General features: G+C 65.4%; 17 protein-coding genes. 11 read left to right on the top strand and 6 right to left on the bottom strand.

Translation table 11 applies throughout. The features are described from left to right. Positions 1 to 172: 172 nt before the first annotated feature. Both STARVERO_RS22925 and STARVERO_RS22920 read right to left on the bottom strand, forming a co-directional pair. Positions 173 to 619 carry a plasmid maintenance toxin (PemK-like) gene (locus tag STARVERO_RS22925; RefSeq protein WP_159602507.1) on the bottom strand — a complete coding sequence of 149 codons (447 nt, stop codon included), beginning with the start codon at positions 617 to 619 and terminating at the stop codon, positions 173 to 175. A 3-nt stretch (positions 620 to 622) separates the two neighbouring features. Continuing rightward, positions 623 to 892, bottom strand: a complete 270-nt coding sequence (locus tag STARVERO_RS22920) for a type II toxin-antitoxin system Phd/YefM family antitoxin (protein ID WP_159602504.1) — start codon at positions 890 to 892, stop codon at positions 623 to 625. Positions 893 to 954: 62 nt separating this feature from the next. Between STARVERO_RS22920 and STARVERO_RS22915 the strand changes: the two genes are divergently transcribed. From STARVERO_RS22915 to STARVERO_RS22890, 6 genes are all read left to right on the top strand, one after another. Further along, positions 955 to 2049 (top strand): hypothetical protein, encoded by a 1095-nt coding sequence (locus tag STARVERO_RS22915; RefSeq protein WP_159602501.1) that lies wholly within the window; start codon positions 955 to 957, stop codon positions 2047 to 2049. 8 nt (positions 2050 to 2057) lie between these two features. Continuing rightward, on the top strand, positions 2058 to 3227 hold the full coding sequence (locus STARVERO_RS22910) for a site-specific integrase (RefSeq protein ID WP_159602498.1): 1170 nt from the start codon (positions 2058 to 2060) through the stop codon (positions 3225 to 3227). A 303-nt stretch (positions 3228 to 3530) separates the two neighbouring features. Then, entirely contained in the window at positions 3531 to 4745 is a 1215-nt protein-coding gene (repA, locus tag STARVERO_RS22905) for a plasmid partitioning protein RepA (protein WP_244617009.1), read from the top strand. Next, positions 4745 to 5755: a plasmid partitioning protein RepB gene (repB, locus tag STARVERO_RS22900; protein WP_159602492.1), complete on the top strand. Its 1011-nt coding sequence runs from the start codon at positions 4745 to 4747 to the stop codon at positions 5753 to 5755. The genes repA and repB overlap by 1 nt, the downstream gene beginning before the upstream one ends. A gap of 256 nt (positions 5756 to 6011) precedes the next feature. Beyond that, positions 6012 to 7244 carry a plasmid replication protein RepC gene (gene repC, locus STARVERO_RS22895; protein ID WP_159602489.1) on the top strand — a complete coding sequence of 411 codons (1233 nt, stop codon included), beginning with the start codon at positions 6012 to 6014 and terminating at the stop codon, positions 7242 to 7244. A 594-nt stretch (positions 7245 to 7838) separates the two neighbouring features. Further along, positions 7839 to 8171, top strand: a complete 333-nt coding sequence (locus STARVERO_RS22890) for a single-stranded DNA-binding protein (protein ID WP_159602486.1) — start codon at positions 7839 to 7841, stop codon at positions 8169 to 8171. A gap of 49 nt (positions 8172 to 8220) precedes the next feature. On the opposite strand, the gene STARVERO_RS22885 is transcribed toward STARVERO_RS22890, so the two are convergent. Further along, entirely contained in the window at positions 8221 to 8631 is a 411-nt protein-coding gene (locus STARVERO_RS22885) for an XRE family transcriptional regulator (protein ID WP_244617007.1), read from the bottom strand. A gap of 72 nt (positions 8632 to 8703) precedes the next feature. Then, positions 8704 to 8997: a helix-turn-helix domain-containing protein gene (locus tag STARVERO_RS22880; protein ID WP_159602483.1), complete on the bottom strand. Its 294-nt coding sequence runs from the start codon at positions 8995 to 8997 to the stop codon at positions 8704 to 8706. Between the two features lie 313 nt (positions 8998 to 9310). Here STARVERO_RS22880 and repC (STARVERO_RS22875) point away from each other — a divergent pair, with 313 nt between their 5' ends. Then, positions 9311 to 10522: a plasmid replication protein RepC gene (repC, locus tag STARVERO_RS22875; protein WP_159602480.1), complete on the top strand. Its 1212-nt coding sequence runs from the start codon at positions 9311 to 9313 to the stop codon at positions 10520 to 10522. Positions 10523 to 10563: 41 nt separating this feature from the next. On the opposite strand, the gene STARVERO_RS22870 is transcribed toward repC (STARVERO_RS22875), so the two are convergent. Together STARVERO_RS22870 and STARVERO_RS22865 are read right to left on the bottom strand one after the other, a co-directional pair. Then, a complete protein-coding gene (locus tag STARVERO_RS22870; RefSeq protein WP_159602477.1) occupies positions 10564 to 10992 on the bottom strand; it encodes a hypothetical protein in 429 nt (142 codons plus the stop codon). Further along, positions 10989 to 11687 carry a ParA family protein gene (locus tag STARVERO_RS22865; RefSeq protein WP_159602474.1) on the bottom strand — a complete coding sequence of 233 codons (699 nt, stop codon included), beginning with the start codon at positions 11685 to 11687 and terminating at the stop codon, positions 10989 to 10991. Before STARVERO_RS22865 ends, STARVERO_RS22870 begins: the two co-directional genes overlap by 4 nt. A gap of 489 nt (positions 11688 to 12176) precedes the next feature. On the opposite strand from STARVERO_RS22865, the gene STARVERO_RS22860 reads away from it, so the two are divergent. The 4 genes from STARVERO_RS22860 (at position 12177) to STARVERO_RS22845 (ending at position 16503) form a co-directional block, all read left to right on the top strand. Beyond that, a complete protein-coding gene (locus tag STARVERO_RS22860) occupies positions 12177 to 12602 on the top strand; it encodes a hypothetical protein (RefSeq protein ID WP_034462697.1) in 426 nt (141 codons plus the stop codon). Further along, entirely contained in the window at positions 12602 to 14920 is a 2319-nt protein-coding gene (locus STARVERO_RS22855; RefSeq protein ID WP_159602471.1) for a relaxase/mobilization nuclease domain-containing protein, read from the top strand. The genes STARVERO_RS22860 and STARVERO_RS22855 overlap by 1 nt, the downstream gene beginning before the upstream one ends. Before the next feature lie 717 nt (positions 14921 to 15637). Next, entirely contained in the window at positions 15638 to 16042 is a 405-nt protein-coding gene (locus STARVERO_RS22850) for a FixH family protein (protein ID WP_159602468.1), read from the top strand. 86 nt (positions 16043 to 16128) lie between these two features. After that, positions 16129 to 16503: a hypothetical protein gene (locus STARVERO_RS22845; RefSeq protein ID WP_422802188.1), complete on the top strand. Its 375-nt coding sequence runs from the start codon at positions 16129 to 16131 to the stop codon at positions 16501 to 16503. The last annotated feature ends 111 nt before the right edge of the window (positions 16504 to 16614 follow it).

Below are 16614 nucleotides of genomic sequence, written 5' to 3'. Positions count from 1 at the left end.
CTCACTATCGATAACTAACCCTTATCGATAGTGTTGGACATTCGACCGCAAATCAGCGAGTCTGGCGGCCCTCAGCCCGGAAAATCACGCCCGCTGGGCCTCGACTCGACGAGAGGACGCACTGTTGCGAGCCCCCTCCCCTCCTCCGGACGCTATCGGCCGCCGCCGGCCGTCACTCGGTGCGCGGCACACTCCGGTGCGGCACGCTGGTCGCGACCTCGCCGCGGGCGATCGCCACGAAGCGGCGCTTGACCTCGGCGAACAGGCCCGGCGTCAGCGCGCCGTAATAGCCGCTCTCCGTGTCGACGGCGCGCAGGTCCGGGCCCGGGCAGGTGAAGCGGTTGCTCTCGGTCAGCACAATCCACGAGCGCTCGGCGTCGAGCCGCAGCCGGCTCTTCACCTCGGCCGGGATCTCGATCGCGTCGGCCGGGTCGGCCGGCGGCGTGTGGGTGATCGGCAGGACGCGCACGACTGGATCGCCCGCCTCCGTCGTCATCACGATCGCCAGCACCAGGCAAGGCCGGTCCTTGTCGCCCTCCTCCCGGCCCTCGCGGTGCTGCCAGTCCCAAAGGTAGGCATAGCGGAAGACCCAGCCGAGCCTGATGTCGGTCGGCAGCACCCCTCAGCCGGCGGTCTGCTTGGCGGAGGCGCCGACCTGGTCGGGGTCCGGCGTCATCTCGGCGGCCTCGACCGCGGCGATCTCGGCGTCGCTGAGGTCGACGGTGCGCTGGACCCGGCGGTCGCGCTTCGACAGCCGGACGAAATCCTCGTAGGCCATCAGCACGGTGCGCGGGCGGCCGTTCTTGGTGATCACCACCGGCTCGCGCACGGCGGCGTCCTGGTAGGCGCCGAAGTTCTTGGAGACCTCGGCGGCGGTCACGGTGGAAGCCATAATGGGTTCTCCTTTGTTCCGGAATATACGGAAATCCCGCCAATCCCGCAAGAGGCCGCGCCATGACCCCTTCTCCGGTTCGCCTACCCGACGTAGCCTCCCTGCAGGCCGTCTTGGCCAGGCTCGATCCGGCCTCAGCCGGCGCCGATCTCATCCCTGCCCTTGCCGCGGCCTTCCCGGGCTTCGACTTCCGCCTCGCCCAGGTCGACGACGAATACTGGCGCGACACCCGCTCGGTGATCCGGCCGGGCGGGACACGGATCGGCGAACTGCAGCCGTGGATGATGGCCGAGCTTGCCAAAGACGGCGGCGACGTCAAAGCGGTCTGGGCGCGCCTCAAAGACGCCGATCTTCAGATCACGGAGTGGCGGGGCAACAGCGCCTTCGTCTTCGCGCCGACCGGCCCTGCCCCAGCCGACTACATCCAGATCGCGCTCGGCCGCGAGGTTGAGTGGCGCGCCGGGCCAGTCGTCAATCCGGACTACCGGCCCTGGGGCGAGGAGGAGCTGCTCGATCCCGGCTGGCCCCGAGACAAGCCCCTCCCCGACACGGACCGGCTTGCCGGCCCGGTCTACCGCCTGCTCGACCGCGCCGGCGGCGCCTTCATCCACCTCCGCAGCTTCCTCGACCGCTGCGGCCGCATCGAGCGCGAGAAGCGCGAGGCGAAGCGGCCCGAGCTGGAACGACGGGTCATCCGCGAGACCGGGCCCCGCGGGACGACCCGCGAAACCCCGTTCCTGGCATTGGTGCCGGACTATTTTGAGTTCGTGCCGCGCGAAGTGCGGTTCTTCCAGGACTGGGAGGCTTCGAACGCCCGGTCGCAGCGCGTCTTCGCGCACTGGGCGCTCGATGCCCGCGATTACACCTACAAGGGCGAACGCGAGGTTGGCTTCATCCCGCGGCCGCTGAGGATGCCGAAAGAGCGCCTGCTGATGACGCCAGAGACCTCGGTCCATCAGCTCATGGACCGGATCGAGGCTCTCGATCGCGAACTCGACTTACCGTTCGGCTGGTTCTTCCTGATGACTCATGGCCACTGGGTCGAGCCTGATGTCGGCCTCGCTATCGCGGAAGGCCTCAAGGCGCAGCGCGTGCGCCTGCCCGACCCTGACGCGGCGGTGCTGCTGCGCTGGGCCGAGCGGACCTACGGGTTCTGAGGCGCACCATGGACGACATCGTCAAAGGCCGATCCCTCGACGCCGAATCCCGGCGGGCCCTGGATCTCGACACGCTCTCGGCCATCCTACCGATGGACCGGCGCGACCGCCTCGCGCAGCTCCTCACCGACGACGACGTCGCGACACTCAAGCACCTCGCGCGCGAGGGCATGGGCGAGAACAGTCTGCGGGCGCTCGCCTCCGACCTGGCCTACCTTGAGGGCTGGGCGGTGGTCGCGACCGGCGATCCTCTGCCGTGGCCGTCGACGGAAGCGTTGGCGCTGAAGTTCGTCGCGCACCATCTGTGGGATCCGGCGCAGCGCGAAACCGACCCCCGGCATGGGATGCCGGCGGCGGTCGCCGAGGCGCTGCGCGGGGAGGGGCTGTTACGAAGCACCGGCCCGCATGCGCCGAGCACCGTGAAGCGGCGCCTGGCGAGCTGGGGCACGCTGCACCGCTGGAAGGGCATCGAGGGACCCTTCGGCTCTCCAGCCTTGCGGTCGGCTGTGCGCCTCGCCGTGCGGGCCTCGCCGCGGCCGCGCCGCCGCAAGAGCAAGCGCGCCGTGACTCGGGACGTCCTCGACCGGCTGGTTGCGACGTGCACGACCGACCGGCTCGCCGACACGCGCGACCTCGCGATCCTGCTGCTGGCCTTCGCCTCCGGCGGGCGGCGGCGTAGCGAAGTGGCGCGGCTGCGGATCGAGCAGCTGAGCGAGGAGCCGGCGGTGCCGCTCGATCCGACGGCCCCGAAGTCGCCGACGCTGCCGTGCCTATCGATCCAGCTCGGCCGGACCAAGACCGGCGACGCGGACGACGAGGGTAGGGTGTTCCTGGTCGGCCCGCCTGTGGTGGCGCTGCGGGAGTGGCTCGAGCGGTCTGCCATCCGAAAGGGTCCGGTCTTCCGCGCGATCGACCGCTGGGAGGCGCTCGAGGAACGCGCGCTCACGCCGCAGTCGGTCAACCTGATCGTCAAGCGGCGATGCGCAATGGCCGGGCTCGACCCGAGAGACTTTGCCGCCCATGGCCTTCGATCGGGGTATCTCACCGAGGCGGCGCGGCAAGGTGTGCCGCTGCCGGAGGCAATGCAGCAGTCGCAGCACCGGTCGGTGCAGCAGGCGTCGAGCTATTATAACGAGGCCGAGCGCGCGCAGGGGAGGGCGGCTCGATTGGTGTTGTAAGAAGGTTCATTGGTGCATTCACGACAACCGGTGCCGCGAGTTGACCGGTGTCAACTCCGAGCGAGGGAAGAAAAGTTGACACCGGTCAACTCGCCCACTCCTTGCTGGAGCGTGGCCCGGCTATGAGGGCGTGAGCAACTGCGCGGAGGCTCGAGACGCCGCCGGGCACGCCGATGCCGCGTTAATACCTCGTTAACCCTTAATTTCTTGCCGAACGCAGAGAATCGGGCTTATGTAGCCACGGTTTTGAGCCGTAAGAGGCCGATGAAGACGTAACTACGCGAGCAGACCGTGGACAAATCAGTGGAGCAGACACTCACAACGGCGCCCGAGCCACGTCGCCTCGCGATTCACGAGCTTATCGCGGCAGACGCACGAGAGCTATCTGAAAAGCTCCAGGCTCATCGCCTCAAATTGTTCCCGCCGAAGGCTCGAAAAAAGTTGCGCCCCTTCTCTTCGGGCGAGGCGGCGAAACTCGTTGGCGTCAACGACGGCTATCTCCGGCAGCTCTCTCTGGAAGGGAAGGGGCCTCAGCCTGAGACGAACACGTCGGGCCGTCGGTCCTATACCTTCGACGACATCCAGGCTCTCCGGACCTATCTCGACGAAACGGGGAAGAGCACTCGGCGGTACCGCCCTTGGCGTATCACTGGCGAACACCTGCAGGTCGTGGCCGTGGTCAACTTCAAGGGCGGCTCTGGGAAGACAACGACCGCAGCGCACCTTGCACAGCACCTGACGCTGCAGGGTTATCGCGTCCTCGCCGTTGATCTCGACCCACAGGCTTCGCTGTCCGCCCTTCACGGATATCAGCCAGAGTTTGACATTGAAGAAAACGGGACGCTCTACGGAGCAATCCGGTATGACGACGAACGCCGAGACCTTCGGGACATCATCCGCCCGACCTACTTCTCCGGCCTCGACATTATACCCGGCAACATCGAGCTCATGGAGTTCGAGCACGAAACGCCGAAGGCGCTGACCTCGCGACAGACAGACGATCCGCTCTTTTTTTCGCGCGTCGCGCGTGCGCTCGCCTCGGTAGAGCAGAACTACGATGTTGTCGTCATCGACTGCCCGCCGCAGCTTGGGTTTCTGACTTTGTCAGCACTCTGCGCAGCGACTGCCCTTCTCATTCCCGTTCACCCGCAGATGCTCGACGTCATGTCGATGTGTCAATTTCTCATAATGACGTCTGATCTGATGTCTGTCGTTGCCAAGGCTGGCGGAAATACCGACTACGATTGGATGCGATATCTCGTAACCCGCTATGAACCCAGCGACGGGCCGCAAACCCAGATGGTGAGCTTCATGCGCTCGCTGTTTGCTGATCGCGTGCTTACCCACATGGTGCTGAAGAGCACCGCAATCTCCGACGCCGGAATCACCAAGCAAACATTGTACGAGGTAGAGCGACAGCAGTTCACGCGGTCGACCTACGACCGCGCGATCGAATCCCTCGACAGCGTGAACGGCGAGATCGAGTCCCTGATCCGCGCTGCTTGGAGGAGGACCTGATGGGACGAAAGAACCTCCTCGCTGATCTTATTGAAGGCAGCAGTACGGACCAGCCAGCCGCCTCTAATCCTGCGCTCGCGGAAAGAGGAGCGATGCCAACTCTCGGCTCGCGTGGCGCCGTCGGCGCGATGAGCCGATCCCTCGAGCAGCTTTCGGCCGAGCGCGACGCGGCCAAGGCCCTCTCCGCGCGCCTGGCGAACGGTGAAGCGGTACTTGAGATCGATACAAACCTTGTCGACGACTCCATCGTCCCAGATCGCATGGAGGGCTCGGACGCAGGCTTCATGGCGTTTAAGGAGTCGATCAGGGAGAAAGGCCAGCTTGTTCCTGCGTTGCTGCGGCCACACCCGGCACACCAGAACCGCTATCAGATCGCGTACGGCCACCGGCGTGTCCGCGCTTTGCGCGAACTTGGCCGCCCTGTCCGCGCGGTCGTTCAAGATCTCAGCGACGATGATCTCGTCATCGCCCAAGGGAAGGAAAACGGCGAGCGGGAAGATCTCTCGTTCATTGAGCGCGCTCGCTACGCGACGCTGCTCGAGGACCGCAGCTTCAAACGCGACACCATCATGGCGGCTCTATCTGTCGACAAGACGGAACTCTCGCGGCTGATTTCAATCTATCGCGCCGTGCCCGTGAGGTTGAGCGATGCAATCGGCCCTGCGCCGAAGGTTGGCCGCCGCCGGTGGATGGAACTCGTCGACCGCCTCGGCGAAAAAAAGTCTGCTGGTAAACTCGACGGGTTGCTGTCCAGCCAGCCCTTCGTCGCAGCGACCACGGACGATCGTTTCGCGATGGTTCTTTCGGCCGTCACCGTGCGCCCCGTGAAGGCAACCAAAGCCACAACTTGGACCGCAGCTGACGGAAAAAAGATCGCAAAGGTCGAGCGAGCGGGCGATCGATTTATTCTGGCGCTCGACGAGAAAGTCGCGCCGGCGTTCGGCGACTTCGTCTTGGACAAGCTCCCGGAACTCTACGACGCATTCCGTCACACGAAGGAGGGGACATGACTTCCCCGCTCCGAAATTGCGACTGCTACCGGCCAGTTTCTGTCTGGAGGCACCGCGATGCGTGAACCGCGTACACAACAATCACGAAAGGAACCGTAGGCAAAGAAAAAGGCCCCCGAAACGTCACCGTCCCGGAAGCCTCTGTCTTAGTTTGGCGACTGATAGAGAATCACTTCCGCGAATCGCAGTCAAGTCTCTCGTGAGAGACGGCGCCGTTTCGGCGAGCAGATTTCCTTTGCCCGCATGAGGGCAAGACATGGAACCACACACACCGACGACGCCTTTTGGGCGGCGATCGCTGACGCTCGCCCATGTGGCAACGCAGATCGCCGCAGCCTCGCGTCCGCCCGAGAAGGTCGTACACAAGTGGAAAATCTTTCAGGCGATTTGCCGGGCGCGGCCGAGCCTAGGCGTGACGGAGCGCGCGCTTTCGGTGCTGAATGCGCTTCTCACGTTCCACCCTGAGACCGCGTTGACGGGCGAGGACGACCTCGTTGTCTTCCCGTCAAACCAACACCTGTCGCTTCGCGCGCACGGCATGCCGGCATCGACGCTGCGACGCCATCTCGCCGTCCTGGTCGACGCTGGACTGATCGTCCGCCGCGACAGTCCCAACGGCAAGCGCTACGCGCGCAAGGGCGCATCGGGCGAGGTCGAGCTAGCGTTCGGCTTCGACCTTTCGCCGCTCGTGGTCCGCTCAGAGGAGTTCGAGAACCTGGCGGCGGCCGTGGAGGCTGAAGCCCGTGCCATCAAGCTCGCACGCGAGCGCATCACACTGTGCCGGCGCGACATCGCCAAGATGATCGCGACGGGCATCGAGGAGGGCGTTCCGACGCGCAGGGGAGGGCAGGGGCCTGCGGACTGGGCCGAGGTCCACGCCGGCTTCCGCTCGATCGTCGAGGGGATTCCGCGCACAGCGACCCGCATCCAGCTTGAGGCGGCGGCCGAGGAGCTCTCGCAACTCGCAGACGATGTCCTCAACTTGCTGGAAAGCCACGTCAAAACACACGATATGAGCGCCAATGAGTCCCGAAGTGAGCGCCATATACAGAATTCAAAACCAGACCCCTTAATTGATCTTGAACCTGGCTTTCGAGTAAGCCGGGCGGCGAGGGCAGTGCCAGAACCTAAAACGCCGAGGGTTGCGGAGACGGCCTATCCGCTTGGGTTGGTGATGAAGGCTTGCCCCGACATCGCCGACTACGCCAAGGGCGGGATTTTGAACTGGCGGGACCTGCTGGCGACGGCGGCGGTGGTCCGATCGATGCTCGGGATCAGCCCCAGCGCGTGGGAGGAGGCGCAAGCTGTGATGGGTGAAATGCAGGCTGCCGTGGTGGTCGCGTGCATCCTGCAGCGCGGCGCGGCCATCCGATCGGCCGGCGCCTATTTGCGCGGCCTGACCGAGAAGGCGAGGGTGGGCGAGTTCTCGCTTGGGCCGATCCTGATGTCGCAGGTCAACGCGCAGCTGCGCACCAAGCGGTCGGCGTGATGGCCGTGGCGGTCTTTGGGGAGGCGCGTGGCCGGCCGGCGGGTCGGTTCGAGGTTCGCGGCGGCGAGGCCGGAATCCCGCGGGCCGGGTTCGGGGTGTGCCCAGGCCGTTTCTGCCAGAGCGCATGGCGGCCAGTCGCTGTTGCTGGATCGGTTCGGTGCCGTCGATTGCTGGGATCGTCCCAAAATCCAGCGCGGCGTTTCCTCGCTGCCACTGCGTCCGCGGTGAATCGGCGTCGACAACGCGGGTCCCTGCCGCCGAATTTTTGGTCCGGCGTGGGGCGATGACGGCACGGCGACGATTGGTCGGCTCTCCCCATCGGGCAGAGCTCCCGGTTGCATGGCTGGATTCCTATGGCCGTCGCCGGCACGGCGGCCCCTGCGCCCGAGAATTTTCCCCTGCCGCCACCCGCAAGCGGGGCCCGTCGGCATTCCTCGCGCACGCGCCTTCGGCGCCAAAATTCACGGGCCGACGGGGCGCAGCGCTGCGCTCGCCCTCCGCCGGCGTCTCGCGGGCTCCGGCTCTGTGCCGCCTTCCCGGCCATGACGGATCGCCATCGCAACGGGGCGCAGCCCCACAAGATGGAGAGAGACTATGCGCAACATCGCCGAATTCACCCTCATCGGCCGCGTTGGGACCATCAAGCAGGTCGGCAAGACGGTCCGCGTCACCGTCTGCGCCAACTACCCCTTCAAGGACAAGGGCGGCGAGTGGAAGGACGACCAGCACTGGAACGAGGTGACGATCTTAACCAAGTCGATCCAGGACTACGTGAGCGAGCACGTCAGCAAGGGCGACCTGGTGCACGTGCGCGGCCGGGTTCGGCAGAACAGCTATGAGCGCGACGGCCAGCGGATCTACACTGTTGACCTGATCGGCCTCGAGTTCGGCCGGCTCGCCCAAGCCGCCGAGCGGTCCGCCACCTAAGCCAGAGACGGGGAGGCGCGAGCCTCCCCGGTCCCTTCCACCTTGAGTATCAGGACGGCAGTTTTCGTGACCGCGTCTGACGCGCCAGCGCGCGATCGGCGCGATTCTTCTTGGTGATCGCCGACATCAGCTCATCGTAGTTCACGCCGCTCTTCTCCAGGGCGCGCCGCGCGTCGGCGACGTCGAAGCCCAAGAGCTCGAACACGCTCATGTTCAGGCTCGTCGCGATGCGCTCGATCGTGCGGATCGTCGGATTCCCGATGCCGCGGACCATCGTGTAATAGGTGTGGCGCGCGAGCCCCGTCTTGGCCAGGAATGCCTCCGCGCCGCCATTTTCGATCTCGAGCTGCTGCATCCGAATCGCCAGCATCTCGTTCAGAACCGAGTGATCGAGAGACTGAGGCTTTCGGACGGGCGACATCTCGGCCGGCTCTGCTACGCGTTGGGTACGCTCCAGCATCACCACACCTCTGTGTCAAAGTCTAGAATATTGGACATTGGCGCAGCGAGTTTCTTGTTGAGGCGACTCGACTTAGCGCGCGCCGACACCGAATCGGCGCGGGCCCTGGCCGGCCTTACCCAGGAACGCGATCGGCTCGACGCCGGCCCGCTCGGCTATGAGCTCGATGTAGTCGAGACTTGGGTTCGCTGCATCGGTCATCAGGTGGAAGTAACTCGACCTTGGAATCCCGAGGCGCTCCGCGAAGGCGCAACGGGTGAGGCCCATCTCCTTGCGCAGGCACTCGAGAGCGTCCTGGAACGCAATAAGCAGCGTGTTGCCGTGAGCCGCGTGAGCGGCCTTCCGGCCGGATACCTTCGTGTTCATCGAGTCGCTCGCGTCCCTCGCTGATGCGACGTCGTCACTCCGGTGCGGGCGTATAACCCACACGTTGGACTGCCGTCTAACATTCAATATAATAGACGGATTCGATTCAACCAACAGGAGCGCGCTCGGACAAAGAAAAACCCGGCAGAGCCGGGTCTCTCAAGAGGGTCAGCGGGCTGGCGACGCCAATCGCCAGCGGTGCCTCGTAAACGCTACAGCATCCTAGCCCGCGCCACCCGACAGTTCAAGAGACTCGCGCGTTTTCACGCCACGGTCTTTGTTTGCCACGCGCTCTCGCGATGAGAGGACGCGAATGCAGATACCTGGCCTCAATCCCACCGCCCCCTTCGGGCCGCGGCCGTTGTCCGCGACTGCGCTGCGCGCGCAGCGAGACGTCACGCTGTGCGCCGGCAAGGCTGCACACAAGTGGAGGATGTTCCGCCACGTCTGCGAGGCGAGGGCAGAGCTCCGGCTCTCCGACCGATCGCTCACGGTGCTGAATGCACTGCTGAGCTTCCACCCGGACACGGTTCTCACGCTCGGGTCGGACGACCTTGTCGTTTTCCCCTCGAACCGGGAGCTATCAGTGCGGGCGCACGGCATTCCCGCCTCGACACTTCGCAGGCACATTGCTGCCCTGGTCGACGCCGGGCTCATCCTTCGCCGCGACAGCCCCAACGGAAAGCGCTACGTGAGGCGCGCGCCGGGCGGCGGCATTGAGCAGGCTTTCGGGTTCGACCTCAGCCCGCTCGTGGCGAGCGCGGAGGAGCTGGCTGGCCGAGCCGCCCGTACCATTGAAGAGCGCCGGGCAGTGGACGCGCTCCGCGAGCAGATTTCGCTTGCCCGCCGCGACATCGCGAAGATGCTGTCGTTCGGCGTCGAGCAGCACGTCGACGCCGGCCTTCCGGCGCTTCACCGCGAGTACAGGGAACTGCTTGACAGCCGGCCGCGGGCCGCGCGCAGAGAGACGCTGGAGCCGCTCGCTGCCGCGTTGGTCGAGCTATCGAAACGGATACTCCACATTCTGGAGACTCAGATCGAGGACGCGCCCCCTCGCGACGCGACCGGCGAAACGGAATGCCCGGCATCCGAAGGCAGCTACGGCGCCGGCGAGCCCCGTCAAGCCGAACCGAAGGGCGACGCTGCGCTCCCAGTCCCGGTGCGGCTGGTCGCCGAGAGGTGCCCCGACTTCGTCGACTACGCGCGCGAGGGTCTGCGCACGGCGCGCGACGTCACCGACACCGCGGCGATCGTGCGCCCGTTGCTCGGCGTCAGCCCGAGCGCTTGGGAGGAAACCTGCGCTGCAATGGGGCCTGGCCCGGCGAGCGTCACGCTCGCCCTTATCCTGCAACGCGGCAGCGCGATCAGGAACCCCGGCGGCTACCTGAGGACGTTGGCGCGACGTGCCTCGGCCGGCCAGTTCTCCGTGTGGCCCATGCTGATGGCGCTCGGCGCCACGCAGCGCCAAAATTCCGAGGCTGCGCGCACCCCACCCACCCCTTCCTTCCCGGACGAAGGTGCGTAGAGGCCGGTCATCCCTGCGCGGTCGCTTTTCCTCGCCGACGGCTATTGCCCGTCGACGGGCGGCAAACGTCCGAGCCGTTTCAAGAGGTCGTGGATTGCGCGGTCGACAATGCGCAAAGGCTGCGTGCGCTCCTCGGCGGCGAGCTGGCGAAGCGCGAGGTCAATGGCGCCGGGCAGGCGTAGCGCGTAGGGCCGCGACGACGCGCGCTCGCCATAGGCCTCGAACGGATTGCGATTGCGGTCGCGCGGCGACCGTGGCGCTTTCTTCGGCTGGTCGGGCTCGCCCGTCTCCGACGACAACCTCCTTTGCGCGGGCGGCGCCGGCGTGACCGGGTCATGATAGGCCGGGGTGACGACGACGGGCTGTAGCGGGGGCCTCTGTCCTGGCGGCGTGCCGACGCGTTGCGCGCGGAAAGCGTCGCGGGGCAGGGGAGGCCGATCCGGCTTCTCACTCGGCGCGCCGTCGCTCATGCTGCGGTCTCATCCGCGGAGCCTTGGCTCGCGGCGAGCAACTCGCGCACGACCTGGTCGGCGTTGTAGCGCGCCTTGCGCACGGACTCGTCCTTGTCGCTCATCTGGTAGAGCGTGCCGAAGCCGCTGGTCATCGTGCGGAAGGTCACGCGGCGGTAGAGCGCCGTCGCGCAGACTGGGACATGCTCCGAATCCAGGTAGGCGACGACCTCGCGCAGCGGGCGCGTGTTGCGGTCGAGGCTGTCGTACTCGTTGAACAACACGCGGTGCTGGCTCATCGGCAGCTGCGCCGTGGCGGCGTGCTGCTCGAGGTTGCGGATCGTTCGCACGACCTGCGACGCGTCGAAAGTGTGGACCTTGCAGGGCAGCACGACGAGGTCGGCGCGCAACGCCGCCTGGACTAAGACCTCGCCATAGTAACCGGGCGTGTCGATGACGACGACGTCGTAGCCGGCGAGCCGCTCCACAGCCTGGGCCAACGCCGCCTCGTCAGGTGCGCGGACGAGGTCGACGCCCTGAGGGCTCAGCCCGCGCGCGACGGACGATGCGTGCCACTGGTAGGAGGACCCCTGCGGGTCGGCGTCGACGATCGCGGCGGAGTAGCCGTGTTTGGCGAACTCGCCGGCGAGAATGATCGCGACCGTGGTCTTACCACTGCCACCCTTTGGGTTAGCCACTGCGAAAACGCTTGGCACGCCCACCTCCTGCTTCTCGTGGAATCGCTTGTCTAACATACGATATAATAGATATCTCGCAATACCGCAGTTCGTCATTCCGGAAGTGTGTGACTGCGGTGTTGCGATGCTCACGCGTTGCGGTGCTCGGGCAATGCGTCATTGCGGTATTGCGGCAATGTGTGAAGGCGGCAATGCGCGGATACAACAGCACGCTTTTATGGCGTTCCGGTATCGGCGGCGTAGCTCATTGAGGTACTGCCGCATTAGCGGACTTCGTCATTGCTGAGTTGCGGTGAGATTATCCGGAAGATCCGTATCGGGTGATGGGCTGCTTCCCTGGTCGTGAACGCCCTTCTTTGGAATAGGTCTGACAGTCGATTTATTAGATGTTAGTTGACAAGATACCGGTTTGTAGGCCAAACCGGGTGACGACTGCTGCACGCAGTCGGAGAGCGCTGACGCGCGATGGCGGCAGAGCCGCGCGAACGGGAAGGAAGGGGAGCGCCGATGGTTCGCTCCGCGAGAGAACCGCGACGCAAGCCGAGGCTCCGGACCGAGTTGTCGGATGCCGACGAGGCGCGGCTTCAGGCGGCCGTTGTGCTGTTCGGCGTGCCGAAGGCTGAGGTGGTGCGGCGCCTGATCCGCGCGTCAGTGCAGGCGGGGCCAGCACTGTCGGCGGAGAATACACGCGCCGTCGTCGAGCTCGCCCAGCAGGTCCGGATGGTCGGCCGCAACCTCTCGCAGGTCCTGCGCGCGATCCACCGCGGCCAAGCGGTGCGCATCGAGGACACCGAGCCGGTGTGGCGCGGCCTGCACGAGGTGGTTGCCGCCATCAACGACGAATTGACCGAGATGACCGTGGCCTACGGTTCGAAACTGCGCCGGCAGGCCGGGCTTCCGCTGCCATCCGAGATCCCGACCGAGGAGGCGTGATGAACCGCGCAGCCCAGATCGCATGGTGGGTCGCGCAGGTCGAGGCCGCACGGACAGCTGTCACCGAGGCCGCCGCGTCACGGCGCCGACCCCGAGCCTTTGGCGGCCTTGACGACGAGCCGAGACGCCGGGCGGCGCGGGTTGCGCCGCTTCCGAAAGTGCCACCTGCAGACCAGGTCATCCGCGGTCATACAATCACCGGCGGTCGTGACGAAGAGCGCTCGCGGTCGTTGCCGGCGTCGTCGGCTGGGGGAGGTGGCGGTGGACCGCCCCCGGTTCGTCCTGCCGCGCGGGCGCCGATCCCCGGCGGCGCGGGCGGGGCAGGGCCGGGCGCCGTCGGCCGCGCGCGCCAGCTCGCCGCTGGCTACCAGCCTGCGGTCATCAAGGTGCTGTCCTGGGCGCACGGGACCGTCCGGGCCACCAAGACGGGGCAGTACGTGCAGCGCGAGGACGTGCCGCTCGAAACCCACGACGGCCGCATGTTGACGGACCGCGAGGCGGTCGCCGACGAGATCAAGGCGTGGTCGGTCAACTTCTCGAAGCGGGCCGAGAGCCAGGACGTCGCCGCAGTCCGCCTGATGCTGCGCGGCGTGAAGGATACTGAAGAGGGCCGCGAAACCTACGAGAAGGCGATCGCTGCCGGCTTCGCCGGGCACCGCTACGCGTACCGGCTCGACACGAAGTCATCCGGCGACCTCGAGGCGCGCCTCGTCATCGCCTTGGCAGGGCCGGCGAAGGAGCGGTTCCGCGTCCGCGAGGAGCGGGTCGGAGACCACGAAAAGCAGTTCACCCGGAAGTGCTTCGACATGGCCTCGGAAGGAAAGATCGCGGATCGCATCCATGCCGCGACCGGGATTGGTACCCAGGCAATCGGCGTGTCGCCCGGAATGACCAACCACGGCCGCAACGGCGTGACCTATCGACTCAATAAGCTGGTCGAGCACGGCGCAGTGGTCGACGACAAGGGCAAGGCCATCGCCAACGTCGCCGACACACGGGTCGCGGCGCGCGAGTGGGGGCCGTCCCTTCGCTCGCAGTCGGTGCGCGACACGATGCACCTCATGCTGTCAGCGAAAGCGGGCACCAATGTCGAGGCCTTGAGACGGGCCGCGCGCTCCTTCCTGCAGGACCGCTTCGGTGACCACAAATTCATGTTCGGCATCCACGTCGATAAGGAGGCGGCCGGCCACATCCACGTCCACGCCGTGATCGCCGCGAAAGGCGAGTCCGGCCAGAAACTGCACCCGGGGTCCGAAACGTTCCGCGAATGGCGCACGGCATACGCCCAGCACGCCCAGGCGGAGGGGCTGCGCATCGTAGCAACCTCGGCGCGGGAGCGCGCGTCGTCGCAGAGCTACGGCCCGAAGGACAAGGCCATAGTCGAGACGGCGGAGCGGCCGCGAACCGCTCGCGAAGCAAGGGATCGCGCCTATGCCGCCGATCCGGCTAACCGGCGGCTGATCGACAATGCCCGGCAGCGGATCGCGACTGCGCGTGCAAATCCGATCAGCTTGCCGAAGTCGCCGCCGGCTCGCAAAGTTGTGAATGAAAGCGTGTCGGCCTGGCGAACGGTAGCGGCCGAACAGCCGGCCAATCCGATCGCCAAGGACATGCTCGAACGTCTGTTGATGGCGCAGGCCATCGGGGGGATACTTCAAGCAATCGGACGTCGTGTCGAGCAGATCACAAAGGAAGATAGCGGCATGGCCATTTCATCTGAACAGATGGCGAAGGACCTTCGCGTGATGAACGAGGCGGTCTCGCGAACGAGCGACCTTCTCGTGGGAGAGACCAAGCAGCAGTTCCGCGAGACGTCTGCTCGCTATCTCGAAACTCTGGCCAACCGCATCGACCTTCAACGAGTCCAGGAGCGCGGCGTCGAACGACTCAGTCGCGGCGAGGTCGAGTCCATCGTGGGAACGAATGCAGACCGGCTTATCGAGCGAGCCCAAGAAATCCGCCTTAAGGAAGAACGCGAGGCCGCATCCGCGGAACAAATCGCCGCTCGCGCGGTCAATGCCGAGCGGAGACAAGAGGCCGGTGTTGCGTTGGATGCGACATCGCAGCGTGAGCTGCGAGCCGAACGAAGCATTGTGGCCGGATCGCAGCAGGCCGCGTCAAGAGAGGCGCGGGAGGCTGCCGCCGCTGCCGAGGCTGCGCGAGCGATTGCGGAACATCCCGGTCAGCCGATTCCCGCGGCGCTTGTGCAAACGGATGCGCTTGCGAAGCTCCGCGCGGAGCAAGAACAAGTTATCCGGGAGATCGAAGCGAGCGAGCGGGCGACGGCACAATCAACGAAAGGTCAGCGTCTAGTCTAGAGAGACGCCTTGTTTTTGAATATTCTTGCGGCGGCCATCTTGGCTTCTTGGCGCTAAGCGTAATTAGAGTGGACTATCAGGTGCCAATGGCGTCGTCGCACGCGGACCGTCGCAAGTGTCCACCCGCGTTGCTATCTCCCATACCGCGCTCGGTCGCGCTGAGGTGGCGTTAGGGACGACGATCATTCCCTATCTTCCCTTAACGTGAGGCCTGTGGCATTCTAAAGCCTATGAGGGTTGGCATCTGGCTCCGCAGGTTGCTCCCGATCCTAGCGGTTTTGGGGCTCATTGCCGGACCGTTCGCTGTATCGGCGAGCGGTGCTGTCGTGCAGGCTGCCTCCGCCCTGTCGATGTCCGACATGGCGGAGGACATGTCCTGTTGTCCGGTTGAGAAGCCAAACCTGCCAGATTGCCCGAAATCGTGCCCGTTGATGGCGCTTTGCATGGCCAAGTGCTCCTCGGTGTCGTCGACACCTTCGAGCCTCGTCGTCTTTTGGGATCAAACAGATACGCTCCTCCCGGCCAACGCCGTGTTCGGCGACGCGCTTGTGATAGAACCCCCAGCTCGACCTCCGCGAATCTAGAACATCGCCGGCGGCGTTAGCGCGCCGGACGTGTCGCCCTAGCAAGGCTCGGGCGGCCGAGAGCGCGTGGCCCTAAGCCACGCCATGCCGGGCCATGTGCACGGTACTTCGATGAATCTAGGACTTTCAAACGATGACCACTTCTAAGAAGCGCGCCGCCGCGGGCGCGCTCGCAGTCGCACTCTGCGTGGCAGGCCTCTCGACGGCGCAAGCAGAGGTCACGGACTATGAATTCCAGCTCCTTCAGACCGACGTCAAGCAGGGCAACGCGGCCATCGTCGATGTCCGCCTCGTCGACAAGCGAACCGGTTCATTAGTGGCCGACGCCGTCATCTTTGCAACCCGGATCGACATGGCGCCAGACGGCATGGAAACGATGACAGCGCCAATCGAGGTTCTCCCCTCGACGGAGCCGGGAGTCTATCGTTTCAAGGCGAACCTGGTGATGGCCGGCGGATGGCGCCTTTCGCTCGGAGCGAAGATACAAGGTGAGACCGGCACGCTCGAAAGCAAGCTGGTCCTGAAGGCCACGCCGTGAGGCGGATCTCTCTGTGGGTCTTCGCCCTTGCCGCTGTTCTGGCGGCGGGGATCGGAGGTTATTGGGCTGGCGTCCGGGGTTTACCCGTGGCCGGCCTCCGCGAATGGCTTGATGGCGAGGGAACCCCTGTAACGGCTCAGCCCAAGGCCACGGGGGCGATCATCTATTATCAGGATCCTGACGGCAAGCCGGCTTATTCGACGACGCCGCGCCAGACCCGAGACGGCCGGGCTTTCCGCGCCGTTCGTGCCAGCGAGGATGTGAGCTTCGAGGAAAGGCCGCCGGCGACGGCCGATGCCACCCCGCGGCGCATCCTCTACTACCGCAATCCGATGGGCCTGCCTGACACCTCGCCGACGCCGAAAAAGGATTCGATGGGGATGGATTACATCCCGGTTTACGAGGGGGAAGATGATGGTAGCCCCGTCGTGCGGGTGCCGCTTGGTGTTGATTTCCACTGAGATCTGACCCGGCAGGAGCGGATTTTTCCATCGAGAAGTGACCCATGTTTTCACCACGTCTCACGCGGCCCACGCGGGAGACAGCGGAGTGATCGACATGGAGTTATTGAG

It is taken from the genome of Starkeya nomas, assembly GCF_902703545.1.
In the GTDB taxonomy this organism is placed as follows: Bacteria; Pseudomonadota; Alphaproteobacteria; order Rhizobiales; family Xanthobacteraceae; genus Ancylobacter; species Ancylobacter moscoviensis.
This window is presented reverse-complemented; position numbering and strand designations above follow the sequence as displayed.